This window comes from Jeotgalibaca sp. A122, from assembly GCF_052266715.1.
Taxonomy (GTDB): domain Bacteria; phylum Bacillota; class Bacilli; order Lactobacillales; family Aerococcaceae; genus Jeotgalibaca.
Window position 1 is genome coordinate 17,339 of the sequence record NZ_JBQPRB010000002.1, and the last position, 13,405, is coordinate 30,743.

Sequence of the window (13,405 nt, forward strand, 5' to 3'; positions counted from 1 at the left end):
GACATTCAAATAAGTAGAGGAGGAGATTTCTTGAAAAAGCCTTTTATTACCTTTCAAAATTTTACATTTACCTATTCTGATCAAACTGTTCCAATTTTAAACGAACTAAATGTAACAATTAATGAAGGTGAAAAAATTCTGGTAATCGGGCCAAGCGGATCCGGGAAATCAACCTTTGCACGCTGTTTGTCTGGGGTCTTGCCGAATAAGGACAACAATGATTTTTCGGGGAAAATTATAATTGGAGAAGATATCAATAATCCGATTATCTCCAATTTTCTGCCCAATGAACTTGCCATCAGTATGCTGGAAAGTGCTGCGACTATTCATGAGAAAAATAAAGGGCAGACGGTTCAACCTGCAGTTGAACCGTTTCAAACGTATCTAGAACAAAAAAAATTAGCAAGCATGGAATGGTTTTTAAGTAAATATCCTTCCTTAAAAGAAAGTTATAACATGATCTCAGACAGCCAGTTTGAAAAAATGAAATCAGCTGGCTTCTTTATTGATGACAAACCTGTTTTGATTTTGGATGAACCACTTGCCAATCTTGATCCAAAATCTGGTGATATAGCAATGAAATTTATTGATGAATTAGCCAAACAAACGGACACAACTATTATCATTATCGAACATCGTCTGGAAGATGCGTTAGCTTATCCAATTGAAAGATTGATTTTACTTTCTGAAGGTCGATTAATGGCAGACGGAAAACCTTCTGATATTCTTAAGACAGATGTCCTAGGTGAAATTGGTATCAGAGAACCATTATACATAACCGCGATGCGCTATGCTGGGGTCAATCTCGATACGGTTAATAACTTGGACGATGTCCACAAAATAAATGGACCCAATTTAAAAGAACAAATGGAGTTGTGGCTGTCCTATCTTCCCCAATTCCAATATCGCGAACAACTGAAGCCTTTGATGGAACTGCGTGATATTAATTTCCAATATCCGTGGAACGAAAGACCAATACTCAAAAATGTTAGTCTCAAAATAAATCAAGGTGAGATGGTGAGTTTGGTGGGACCGAACGGTTCTGGTAAGACAACTCTTTCAAAGTTGATTTCCGGGGAAGAGGCTGTTCAAGAAGGCCAAATGTTATGGAAAGGGGAAGATGTCTCTTCGTATAATGCAGACGAATTAGCTGTTTGTATTGGTTACGTTCCCCAGAATCCATTGGAATCTATTTCCCAACCAACAATTGTCGATGAATTGGCTTACCGTTTGCGTAACCGTAATTTTTCTGAACAAGAAATCAGTAAACGTATTGAGAAAGTTATCCGAATTTGTAGTTTGCAATACATTCGTGATTTACCTATCGCTGCTTTAAGTTTCGGGCAATTGCGTAGGGTAGCGATTGGTTCCGTCTTGGTCTTGGATCCAGAGCTCATTATTGTTGATGAACCGGCAGCTGGTCAGGATTTGAATAGCTACATCGAAATTATGAATTTTCTTCAATCCATAAATTTAAGAGGCGTCAGCGTTCTTTTAGTAACCCATGATATTCATTTGATGCTTGAATATACCAAACGCGCAATCGTGATGGCAGAAGGGGAGGTCATCGCGGATGCTAGTCCTGTCATGGTCCTTGCCACACCCGAAATTGTAGCGGCTGCTTCCTTAAAAGAAACAAATCTCCTAACCTTTGCCAAACAAATCAATATGACCGATCCTTATGCGTTTACAGATAAGTTTATTCATTATGATCGCGTTGCCAGATTGTTTTAGTTATAGAGAAACCTTATTCTGAAAAAGAATAAGGTTTTTTTTCATTAAAAGTCTTGTCTTTTTCTGAAAGACTATTATAATCATATTCGGACCTAAACTAAAAGATTACTTTTACTAAACTTTCTGATGAAAAGAGGTAGTCCTATGGATATTGGGAAAAAATTAAAAGAGTTGCGACTTCAAAAGAATTTGACGCAAGAAGAGCTGGGAGAACGGACTGATTTAACAAAGGGTTACATATCCCAGCTTGAGAATGGTTTCAGCTCACCTTCTATGGAAACCTTTTTTGACATCTTGGAGGTGCTTGGAACGACGCCGAAAGATTTTTTTGATCCAGAGAGTACAGCACAACAAATTGTCTACACAAAAAAAGATGTCACAATTTTTAAGGATGATGATAAAGGTTTCTCCACCTCCTGGTTAGTTCCGGATTCAAATGACAAAGAAATGGAACCAGTTATGTTAACATTAGAACCAGAAGGTGAGTTTAAACAATACCCACCCTCCTTATCCGAAACATTTGGCTATGTTTTGAAAGGTGCAGTCGAGTTACAGGTGGGGGAAGATGTCTATCCCATAAAAAAAGGACAGTCTTTTTATTTTGAAGCTTCTGAATTTCATCAATTACGAAATGCAAGTAGTATGCAATCGCGCATTTTGTTAGTGGTGACAGATTCATATTTATAAATAATGAAAGCGTAGGTGTAAGGAATGGCAAATGAAACAATCATTACTTTGGAAAATGTAAATAAAGTATATGATGATGAAACTGTATTGCATGATATTAATTTTGAGGTAGAACGAGGTAAGTTTTATACATTACTAGGACCATCAGGATGTGGGAAAACGACGATACTACGTCTTATTGCTGGTTTTACGGATGCGACAAACGGCAAAATCCGGATCAATGATCAAGTAGTCAACGATGTCCCACCAAATAAACGGAAAGTAAATACCGTGTTTCAGGACTATGCACTTTTCCCACATATGAATGTTTTTGATAATGTGGCATTTGGTTTGTCATTAAAAAAATTACCTAAAAACGAAATTGAACAAAAAGTCAAAGAGGCTTTAAAAATGGTTCAGTTATCGGGTTATGAAAAACGTGAAATTCGTGAAATGTCGGGTGGACAACAGCAACGGGTTGCGATTGCCCGTGCGATTGTGAATGAGCCGGAAGTATTGTTACTGGATGAACCACTTTCTGCCCTTGATTTAAAATTACGTACTGAAATGCAATATGAACTAAGGGAAATTCAACAACGTTTGGGAATTACCTTTATTTTCGTGACGCATGACCAAGAAGAAGCGTTAGCAATGAGTGACTGGATATTTGTAATGAATAAAGGACATATCGTTCAAAGTGGTACGCCAGTAGATATTTATGATGAACCGATTAGTCGTTTTGTAGCTGATTTTATCGGGGAAAGTAATATCGTACCCGGAACGATGGTTGATGATTACCGTGTCAATTTTGTAGGCAAAGAGTTCGAATGTGCGGATGCTGGAATCACTCCTGGAGAAAAAATTGAAATTGTTATTCGTCCGGAAGATTTGGAATTAACGACGGTTGAAAAAGGAAAGTTGATTGTTAAAGTAGACACACAATTATTCCGTGGGGTACATTACGAAATTATTGGTTACGATGCTGATGGTAATGAGTGGATGGTTCATTCAACGAAAAAGGCAGAAATTGGTAAAGAAGTCGGCTTGTACTTTACCCCGCAAGATATCCACGTTATGCGTCTCGGTGAAACCGAAGAAGAATTCGATGCGCGTCTCGAAAGCTACGAAGAGTAAGGAGGGCCAAAATGACGACACGTTCTAAATATTGGTTCTCAGCCCCTTATATATTGTGGTTGGGACTATTTGTAATTATTCCGGTTTTGTTGATTTTATATCAATCATTTTTTGATATTTCTGGTAATTTTACATTTGCTAATTACATGGCTTATTTTACATCTGGCAACTATTTAGCAATGACTTTTAATTCATTTTTCTATGCATTCTTAATTACGTTAGTGACGTTTTTAATCAGCTACCCAACCGCATTATTCTTGAGTCGAACAAAGAATAAACAATTGTGGCTGTCGCTTATTATTCTGCCGACTTGGGTGAATTTGTTGCTAAAAGCCTATGCTTTTATTGGGATTTTCAGCCAGAGTGGTTCTGTGAACCAATTCCTCGAGTTTTTGGGAATCGGATCACAACAACTATTATTTACTGACTTTAGTTTTGTATTTGTTGCTTCTTATATTGAATTACCTTTCATGATTCTACCCATTTATAACTCGATAATGGAAATCAATCCCTCATTGCAAATGGCTAGTTATGACTTAGGCGCTAATCGTTGGGAAACTTTAAAACGTGTTATCTTCCCACTCAGCATGAGTGGCGTCCGCAGTGGGTTCCAGGCTGTTTTTATTCCATCTTTATCATTGTTTATGTTAACACGGATGATTGGTGGAAATCGTGTAGTCACGTTGGGTACAGCTGTGGAGCAACATTTCCTGGTTACGCAAAACTGGGGGATGGGATCAACAATCGGAGTCGTCCTAATTGTGGCAATGATTGTTATCATGATTCTTACTGGCGAAAAAAAAGATAAAGGGGGCAGCAGATAATGAAATTAACAGCTAATTCAAAGTGGAGTAATATTTATCTGGTGCTTGTTTTTATGGTTTTATATTTGCCGATTTTCTACTTAATTTTCTATTCGTTTAATGCTGGTGGAACCATGAATGAGTTCACGGGATTTACTTGGGAACATTATCAAGCCGTTTTTGAAGATAAACGTTTGATAGGGATTGTACTGAACACACTCCTCGTCGCTTTGTTATCGGCATTAATTGCAACCGTAATTGGGACATTCGGTGCGATTTACATTTATTACACCAAAAAAATACAAACGAGAAGAATTTTGCTAAGCTTGAATAACGTATTGATGGTATCTCCTGATGTTATTATCGGAGCGAGCTTATTGATTTTATTTACTCTGATTGGATTCAGTTTAGGCTTTGCTTCTGTATTGTTTGCACATGTTGCGTTTTCTATTCCAATCGTGGTGTTGATGGTCTTGCCTCGTTTATACGAAATGAAAGATTCGATGATTAGCGCCGCACAGGATTTAGGAGCCAATTCATGGCAAGTCATTTCCCGTATTTTGTTGCCAAGTATTACCCCAGGGATTTTGAGTGGCTTTTTTATGGCCTTTACGTATTCACTGGATGATTTTGCGGTAACATTCTTCGTTACAGGTAACGGTTTTAGTACGTTAGCTGTTGAAATTTATTCGCGGGCTCGTCGTGGCGTAAGTTTGGAAATCAATGCCTTAAGTGCCTTAATGTTCCTGTTCACACTTGTCTTGATACTCGGTTATAACGCGATTCAAATGTATGGTCAAAAGAAACGTGATAAATCAGTAAAAGCAGTTGGTTTTACGCAGAATGAGGTGGTTAAGCCATGAAGAAATTAGTCTGGGCAGCAGCTTCCGTTTTAGCGGTTTGTTTGTTACTGGCATTTGGAATTGATTATTTGAATAAAGCACAAGGTTTCACTGGTGAAAATACCTTGACGATTTATAACTGGGGAGACTACATTGAACCTTCTTTAATTGAAAAATTCGAAGAGGAAACAGGTTACAAAGTTTCCTATGAAACTTTCGATTCGAATGAAGCCATGTATACGAAAATAAATCAGGGCGGAACATCCTATGATATCGCCGTTCCTTCTGAATATATGATTTCCCGGATGATTGAAGAGAATATGCTATTGAAACTGGACCATTCAAAAATAGAAGGTTTGGACCATATTAATCCGCGTTTCCTCGATTTGAGTTTTGATGAAGGGAACAGTTACTCTATCCCTTATTTCTGGGGGACATTGGGAATTATCTATAATGATAAGTTTATTGATGAAGCACCCACGTCCTGGAATGATCTTTGGAATGATTCTTATCGCAACGATTTGATGCTAATCGATGGTGCGCGAGAGGTAATGGGAATTGGTTTGCAAAGCGAAGGCTATTCCTTGAACGAAACGAATCCCGAAGTCTTGGTTGATGTAGCTGCGAAATTAAAAGAAATGACGCCAAACGTCAAAGCCATAATTGCGGACGAAATAAAAATGTACATGATTCAGGAAGAAGCCGCCATGGCTGTTACTTTCTCAGGAGAAGCAAGTGAAATGATCTGGGAAAATGAGAATCTGCATTATGTAATTCCAGAAGAGGGAACGAACTTATGGTTCGATAACATTGTTATTCCCAAAACAGCTCATAATGTCGAAGGAGCTTATGCGTTCATCAACTTCATGTTGGATCCGGAAAATGCAGCTATCAATGCTGATTATGTCGGCTATTCAACACCGAATGCTTCTGCCATGGAACTGATGGACCCAGAAGTAATTGCCGACGAGCAATTTTATCCTTCTGACAAGGCTATTGAAAATATGGAAGTATATGAAAACCTGGGACCAGAATTGTTGGGTATTTACAATGATTTATTCCTGGAAGTCAAAATGTATAGAAACTAAAAAAATGACTTGTACCGCACAATTGCGATGCAAGTCATTTTTATTATTCTACATTAGTCCCGCCAATTTCCAACTCTGTACCAAATATCTTCATCTTCAGCCGCACGCCTTCGCGCGTTGCAGCCAAACCACCCAAACCGGTTTCCCTTAGGGAAGGGGGGAGGTTCTCACCAACGCGACGCATAGCCTCGATAACATCATCAGCGGGAATTTTATTCGTCAAGCCAGCTAAGGCCATGTCAGCAGAAATGAGCGCGTTTACGGCACCAATTGCGTTCCGTTTTACACAAGGTATTTCAACTAAACCAGCTACTGGATCACATACCAAACCGAGAAGATTACTCAAAGCCATTGCCAATGCTTCGGCACTCTCGATAGGCGTACCACCCGAAATTTCGACTGCGGCTGCCGCTGCCATTCCAGAGGCACTTCCGACTTCCGCTTGACACCCGCCTGCAGCCCCTGAAATCATGGCATTGTTGGCAATAACCATACCAAAACCACTCGCACAAAAGAGCATTTGAACCATCTGATCCTCAGTCAATTCCAATTTATCTTTTATACCGAACATTACCCCTGGCAAGGTGCCAGATGATCCAGCAGTAGGTGTGGCACAAATGATGCCAAGTGAGGCATTTACTTCATTAGTAGCAATCGCATTTTCGACCGCTACTAATAAGTCGTTACCTGCCAAGGATTTACCTTTTTTACGGTAATTTCTTAATTTAACTGCTTCACCACCGGTTAAACCGGTAGGTGAAAAGACCCCATCTCCAGCCAGTCCTTTTTCAACGGCATTTTTCATGACCAAATAATTTTTACGCATCTGTTCCCAAATTTCTTCGCGTGAACGGTGGGATGTAAGCATTTCTTGTCGAACCATTAATTCTGAAATGGGTAATTTTTTTTCCAAGGCATCATTTACAAGTTCTTCAACCGATTGATACATCTTCATCCTCCTACTTGATTAAAATCGCCTGTTCTATAAACGGCATATTATTTATTTCTGAAATCATCAGACTTGAAGGGGTGGTTTCCATGTAGAGGATGACCCATTCAAGTTCGCCTTCACGGAAGATGCGGATATCTGTTAAATGATAGCCGTGTTTTTTAAAAAAATCTTCCCAATCTTCCATCTTGAATAAACCAAGATGATGGCTATTTTGTTTGATGAAATAAAGCGGGAGGTAACCATCTATTGTCATGGGAAATTCTGCAATTTCCACTTGATTCAACGCAATGGTTCCACCACCAACTGAACTACCGGTGGCGACAATGCGCAAATCATCCCGCTCCAGCGTCATCCGGGCTGTATTAGGATGGCCGACCGGAGAAGGGACTTTCTCTTCTATGAAATGTACCTCTATATGCTGTGATTCAGCCATTTCCACTGCATTAGGGAGCATGGGATCATCCGCGTTAAGTCCCAATATACCTCCCAAAATTGCAAAATCAGTGCCATGACCTAAATGGGTATCCGCAAAAGATTCATAATATTGGATTGTAATTTTTTTTGGCAACATACCGAAAAGTTGGGCTGCTGCCTTTCCAAGTGCCAATGCACCAGCAGTATGGGAACTGGATGGCCCTACCATGATGGGTCCGATTATATCGAAAACGCTACGAAATGTATTTGCCATACCTTTTCCTCCCGATCTATGAATAAACTCATCATTGATTATATCAAAAATCCGGCGAATAGTCGCATTTCTAATCTATATTTTATTCTGGCACGAAAGCGCTATGCTATAATGAAAGCAATAAGTTTAAGGGGAATGGATAACATGGAACTAAAAAAGGCAGTAGGTTTAAAGGCAGCTGAATACATTGAATCAGGAATGGTTGTTGGTTTAGGAACTGGATCAACGGCTTATTATTTTGTGGAGGAAATCGGTCGCCGTGTTAAGGATGAAGGTCTGGATATAATTGGTGTTACGACTTCGAAACGCACGAAAGAACAAGCATTGGGCTTGGGAATTACCTTAAAAAATATCGACGATGTTGATCACATCGATATTACCGTAGACGGTGCAGATGAAATCAGTAGCGACTTCCAAGGCATTAAAGGCGGCGGTGGTGCACACCTGATTGAAAAAATCGTTGCTTCAAATTCGAAAGAAGTTATTTGGATTGTGGATGACAGCAAGATGGTAGAAAAATTAGGGGCATTCCCATTACCGCTGGAAGTCATTAAATATGGGTCCCAACAAGTATTTAATCAACTTGAAGGTAAAGGCTATAAGCCAACTTTCCGTAAAAATGAAGATGATAGTTTTTATTTGACTGATGAAGATAACTATATCATCGACTTGCACCTTGGTACGATTGAAAACCCGCACGCTCTTGAACGTGAGCTGAACCAAATGGTCGGCGTTGTCGAACATGGTTTATTTTTGGACATGGTAACCCGTGTATTGGTCGGAAGAAATGATGGCGTTCAAGATATTGAAGTAGTTAGACAAACATTCTGAGAGGAAGCTGATATGTATGCGTATGGTTGATTTAATTGTAAAAAAACAACAAGGTAAGGAATTATCAAAAGAAGAGATTCGCTTTGTGATTGAAGGATTTACAGACGGTACCATACCGGATTATCAAATGAGTGCTTTTGCAATGGCTGTTTATTTTCAGGACATGACTGATAATGAACGAATGGAAATGACTATGGCAATGGCAGAGTCAGGCGATCAAATTGATCTTTCTGACATCGAAGGTATAAAAGTCGATAAACATTCTACTGGCGGAGTTGGTGATACAACAACTTTAGTTTTGGCACCACTTGTGGCAAGTACCGGGGTCCCAGTCGCTAAAATGAGTGGTCGTGGCTTGGGTCATACTGGTGGTACCATCGATAAACTGGAATCTGTACCAGGGTTCCATGTTGAAATATCAGAAGAGAAATTTATGGAACTTGTAAATGAAAATAAGGTTGCGGTTGTGGGACAGTCAGGCGATTTGACTCCCGCTGATAAGAAATTATATGCATTGCGGGACGTAACGGGTACGGTTAATTCACTTCCATTAATTGCAAGTTCCATCATGAGTAAAAAAATCGCTTCTGGAGCTGATGCGATTGTATTGGATGTAAAAGTTGGAGCAGGGGCATTTATGAAGACACCTGAAGATGCTGAAAACTTGGCCCATGCTATGGTATCGATAGGGAATCTAGCGGGAAGAAAAACCATGGCTATCATTTCTGATATGAGTCAGCCTTTAGGACGTGCAGTCGGGAATGCTTTGGAAGTAGAAGAAGCCATCGAAACCTTAAAAGGTAATGGTCCAGAAGACTTAGAGGAACTTTGTCTTGAGCTCGGTTCCCAGATGGTCTATCTGGGTGGGGGCGCTGAGAGCCTGGAGGCTGCGAAAACATTACTCAAAGAGAAATTAACGAATGGTGAAGCATTGGAAAAGTTCAAGGTGTTTTTGTCTGCACAAGATGGTAATCCAGATGTAGTGGATAATTATGCATTAATGCCTCAAGCTAGCTTTACGAAAGAGGTATTGGCTACTGAAACAGGCTATGTGACAGAAATTACTGCAGATGATATTGGTGTTGCGGCCATGAAACTGGGAGCAGGTAGAGCAACTAAGGAGTCCGTGATTGACTTGGCGGCAGGGCTCATATTGCATAAAAAAGTGGGAGACTTCGTTGAAAAAGGCGAGAGCATTGTAACCCTTTATGCCAATACTGAAAAAACAGCTGAAGCAGAGGAAATGGTCCAACAAGCGTATCATTATGGTGAAAATCGTGTGGAACCAACCCTCGTTCATAAGATTATTACAGAATAGTATAAAAGGATGTGCCCAAGATAATGGGCACATCCTTTTTAATCTTTAAATGAAATTCCGACAATTGATTCGCCGATTGACAAGAACTCAGTAATCAAATCACTGGGTTCAATTTTTTTAGGGATATAAACGGTAAATGTAAAATGATAAACGGGTTCATCATTTACGCGTGTCATTTCAAAATCTTCATCTGTTGTTCGGAGATTGTATAAGGTAAAAAGTTCCCGTATTTCTTTGATTTGTTCCCGATTAGTCATTTTGATATCTAAGATATATTTATCGCCTGGTTTAGTTACTAATTTAAGTAAATATAAAACCGCTACGAGAATCATGGTCGTTGTGACTGCCAAAAAATAATAACCAAATCCTACCGCAATTCCTAATCCAGAAACGGCCCAAATAGTTGCGGCAGTCGTGAGTCCTGAAACTTTATCAACCTGGGTGGTGATAATGGCTCCTGCGCCCAGGAATCCGATTCCACTTACGATTTGAGCTACAATCCGCGAAAAATCGGTACTTATGCTTCCCGCTAATTCGGGATTATCTAGTACCATTCTGATAATGATATAGGACAATTCAACTTGAATGATAGTAAGGATACAAGCAGAAACACAGACGATAATATTTGTACGAATTCCTGCTGATTGGTTCTTCCGTTCACGTTCCACACCCACCGCAAAGCCTAAAGCTACCGCTACGAGTAAGCGCAGGGCAATTTCCACATTATCTAAGTCATACATTATCCCACATCCTTTCCTAACTCAATTGTAAGAGATTACAGTTGAAAAGTAAAAAAACAGCCCTATAAAATGGATGATAATGTGTTATGATAGAAATATTAAATTTTAATGAGGAGGTAACCAATTTGAAAAAGGAGGAGTGGCTGGCAGGAATAAAAACTATTTTTCCAGTTAGCATCAGTTATATTCCTTTGGGATTAGCATGTGGCATTGTTCTTCAACAATCCGGTTTTAATGCAATAGCAGTTTTTTTGGCTAGTTTGTTAGTTTATGGAGGGGCTTCTCAATTTTTGATTGCTTCCATGACTTTGAGCGGAGCTGCCGTTTTTGAAATCATAACAATGGTGTTTTTTATCAATCTAAGGCATTTATTAATGAGTTCAACCTTTGCACAGAGGCTGAATAAAGAATCAACACTTTTCAATATGATGTTTGCCCACGTGATAACTGATGAATCTTTTGCAGTTAATACGCTCAAATTCAAGTTGGATCCAAAATGGACGCCACAAAAAGGAGTTGCCGCGAGTATTACGGCTTGGTTGGCTTGGGTGGTAAGTACAGTCGCTGGTTCGCTACTAGGTAATGCATTCGAAGTTTCAACGGTTGTCATGACGTATGTCTTAACTGCGATGTTTATATATTTATTGGTTTCTCAAATGGAGAATAAAATCATGGTTTGGACCGGGTTGTTTGGACTCGTTATTGCGGTTTTGATGAAGATGTTGCTACAAAATGGAATTGCTATTTTAATTGCTTCCATATTGGCTTCTTTGTTTGGTCTTGCACTGGAAATCATTAAGAACCGAAAGGAGGGTATCGTTCATGAGTCGTGATATCCTTATTATTATTTTGGGATCGGCCATCGTAACCTATCTTCCGCGTTTTATACCGATACTAGCTTTTAAAGATGCACAATTACCGACTTGGTTCCAGAAATGGATGGGGTACTTGCCAATTTCCATATTCGCTGCGCTTATAGCGACAGATGTATTTTTTTGGGAAGATAGTTTAAATTTAAATTTCTTGGCCAATGTGAAATTGATACCTTCATTAATTACTATTTTTGTAGCCTATAAAACAAAGAGTATGATTTATTCGATTTTAGCTGGCGTTCTATCCATCGCAATCCTTATTGGGATTCTATAAAAAAGCAGACCAAATTTGGTCTGCTTTTTTATGTTTTTTGCCCTTAATTAGAATGTTTTCAACAATTTACAATTTTGAGTAAATATCTTATACACAAAGTTAGCAATATATAGTAAGATTAATGTAACTCATATAAAAGGGTTTACACCTATTAAGAATGAGGAAATTAGAAAAATAAAGGTAATTTGAGAAAAACCATTTATCAAAAATAAGAAATGGAGGAGAAGGAATTGGCTTATGTATTAATCTTGATAGGATTTTTAGGGGTTATTTCAGGAATTGTAAAACTGATCATTGATTTATTTAAAAAGAAACCTAAGAAGCCTGCACTGATGTTGGGGTTGTTTTCATTTCTAGCGTTTGTGGTAGGGGTGGTCATGGCACCTCCGGCTGCCAACCTGAAGTTTGAAAAAACACAGTTGGAGACGAATGGATATGGTGCCGCGATAATTGAAGGGAGTACCAACTCAAAAGCGATTTTAACTATCGCTGGTATCGAGGTTTCCCATAACGAAGGCGTGTTCTCATATGCTTATGAGTTATCGGATATTAATGTTGAAGAAGTCATCGTGCAATCAGTCCTGGATGATTCTAAAGCAGAAGAAACGATAACGATTTCACCCTCAGAAGAATTTATTGCTTTTATTAACGAACAAAAAGAAGAAGAAGAGAGGGTCAAAAAGGTTGAATCTGCTTTAGCATTGGCTGAGAAGGATCCGTCGGAAGAAAATTATGATGAAGCAGCGACGCTTATTGAATCTTTAGCTAAAGAGTACGAGAATTTTGATCAAAGGCTAAAGACAGTCTACAAATCTGTTGAAGCGGAAAAAGCAATGGCTGTTGCAGAAAAAAAACTTTCTAAAAAAAGTCTGAAGAATGCTGAAAATTTAATTGCCGCTGTATCACTAAACAAAAACGACTTTTCTGAAAGACTTAGCAAATTGCAAAAAAATGTTCAAGAAAAAGAAGCTTTATTTAAAGCTGCAGAAGAGGCGATTGTTCTAGCAGAGAAAACCCCATCTGATGAAAATTATAAAAATGCAAATGATTTAGTAGAATCTCTTCCAAGTGATAAAGGTAATTATCAAAAACGTGTTAAAGAAGTTAAAGAAACGATTCAGAAAAATAAAGAAGCAGAAGAAAAACGAATTGCGGAAGAAAAACGGATTGCAGAAGAAGAAGAAGAAGAAGAAGAAGAACGTGTGGCGGCAGAACAAAGAGCCGCTGAAGTAGAAATAGCAGCACAAGAGGCTGCTCAAGAAGCCGCTGCAGTGGAAGAACATAACCACGCAGAGGTTGGAGAAACAGTTCTCGTAACTCCGACAGGATCGAAATACCATGTTCGAAAATGTGGGAATGGAAACTATTCACCAGATACATTAGACAATGCATTGGCAAGAGGACTGGAACCTTGTTCTAAATGTTACTAAAAAACTATTTTTGTAGTGGAGTGACATACTGAT

General features: G+C 38.9%; 14 protein-coding genes. 11 read left to right on the plus strand and 3 right to left on the minus strand.

The window, feature by feature from the left end; genetic code table 11:
• Positions 1-30: 30 nt before the first annotated feature.
• From ACTU7M_RS02745 to ACTU7M_RS02770, 6 genes are all read left to right on the plus strand, one after another.
• Entirely contained in the window at positions 31-1,734 is a 1,704-nt protein-coding gene (locus ACTU7M_RS02745; RefSeq protein WP_443472843.1) for an ABC transporter ATP-binding protein, read from the plus strand.
• 144 nt (positions 1,735-1,878) lie between these two features.
• A complete protein-coding gene (locus ACTU7M_RS02750; RefSeq protein WP_443472844.1) occupies positions 1,879-2,421 on the plus strand; it encodes a helix-turn-helix domain-containing protein in 543 nt (180 codons plus the stop codon).
• Positions 2,422-2,445: 24 nt separating this feature from the next.
• Positions 2,446-3,534 carry an ABC transporter ATP-binding protein gene (locus ACTU7M_RS02755; protein WP_443472845.1) on the plus strand — a complete coding sequence of 363 codons (1,089 nt, stop codon included), beginning with the start codon at positions 2,446-2,448 and terminating at the stop codon, positions 3,532-3,534.
• 11 nt (positions 3,535-3,545) lie between these two features.
• Positions 3,546-4,358: an ABC transporter permease gene (locus tag ACTU7M_RS02760; protein ID WP_443472846.1), complete on the plus strand. Its 813-nt coding sequence runs from the start codon at positions 3,546-3,548 to the stop codon at positions 4,356-4,358.
• A complete protein-coding gene (locus ACTU7M_RS02765; protein ID WP_443472847.1) occupies positions 4,358-5,200 on the plus strand; it encodes an ABC transporter permease in 843 nt (280 codons plus the stop codon). The genes ACTU7M_RS02760 and ACTU7M_RS02765 overlap by 1 nt, the downstream gene beginning before the upstream one ends.
• On the plus strand, positions 5,197-6,267 hold the full coding sequence (locus ACTU7M_RS02770) for an ABC transporter substrate-binding protein (protein WP_443472848.1): 1,071 nt from the start codon (positions 5,197-5,199) through the stop codon (positions 6,265-6,267). Before ACTU7M_RS02765 ends, ACTU7M_RS02770 begins: the two co-directional genes overlap by 4 nt.
• Before the next feature lie 43 nt (positions 6,268-6,310).
• Here ACTU7M_RS02770 and sdaAA read toward each other — a convergent pair whose 3' ends face one another.
• Positions 6,311-7,216, minus strand: coding sequence for an L-serine ammonia-lyase, iron-sulfur-dependent, subunit alpha (sdaAA, locus tag ACTU7M_RS02775; RefSeq protein WP_443472849.1), 906 nt, complete (start codon positions 7,214-7,216; stop codon positions 6,311-6,313).
• Positions 7,217-7,226: 10 nt separating this feature from the next.
• Positions 7,227-7,907, minus strand: a complete 681-nt coding sequence (locus ACTU7M_RS02780) for a serine dehydratase beta chain (protein ID WP_443472850.1) — start codon at positions 7,905-7,907, stop codon at positions 7,227-7,229.
• Positions 7,908-8,042: 135 nt separating this feature from the next.
• Between ACTU7M_RS02780 and rpiA the strand changes: the two genes are divergently transcribed.
• Positions 8,043-8,738 (plus strand): ribose-5-phosphate isomerase RpiA, encoded by a 696-nt coding sequence (gene rpiA / locus ACTU7M_RS02785; RefSeq protein ID WP_443472851.1) that lies wholly within the window; start codon positions 8,043-8,045, stop codon positions 8,736-8,738.
• A gap of 16 nt (positions 8,739-8,754) precedes the next feature.
• Positions 8,755-10,056 (plus strand): pyrimidine-nucleoside phosphorylase, encoded by a 1,302-nt coding sequence (locus ACTU7M_RS02790; protein WP_443472852.1) that lies wholly within the window; start codon positions 8,755-8,757, stop codon positions 10,054-10,056.
• Between the two features lie 38 nt (positions 10,057-10,094).
• Here ACTU7M_RS02790 and ACTU7M_RS02795 read toward each other — a convergent pair whose 3' ends face one another.
• Positions 10,095-10,796: an MgtC/SapB family protein gene (locus ACTU7M_RS02795; RefSeq protein ID WP_443472853.1), complete on the minus strand. Its 702-nt coding sequence runs from the start codon at positions 10,794-10,796 to the stop codon at positions 10,095-10,097.
• Between the two features lie 125 nt (positions 10,797-10,921).
• Between ACTU7M_RS02795 and ACTU7M_RS02800 the strand changes: the two genes are divergently transcribed.
• The 3 genes from ACTU7M_RS02800 (at position 10,922) to ACTU7M_RS02810 (ending at position 13,372) form a co-directional block, all read left to right on the plus strand.
• The gene (locus ACTU7M_RS02800) at positions 10,922-11,629 is read left to right on the plus strand and encodes an AzlC family ABC transporter permease (protein WP_443472854.1); all 708 of its coding nucleotides are present in this window, start codon (positions 10,922-10,924) and stop codon (positions 11,627-11,629) included.
• Entirely contained in the window at positions 11,619-11,942 is a 324-nt protein-coding gene (locus ACTU7M_RS02805) for an AzlD domain-containing protein (RefSeq protein ID WP_443472855.1), read from the plus strand. The genes ACTU7M_RS02800 and ACTU7M_RS02805 overlap by 11 nt, the downstream gene beginning before the upstream one ends.
• Positions 11,943-12,172: 230 nt before the next feature.
• On the plus strand, positions 12,173-13,372 hold the full coding sequence (locus ACTU7M_RS02810) for a DUF308 domain-containing protein (protein ID WP_443472856.1): 1,200 nt from the start codon (positions 12,173-12,175) through the stop codon (positions 13,370-13,372).
• The last annotated feature ends 33 nt before the right edge of the window (positions 13,373-13,405 follow it).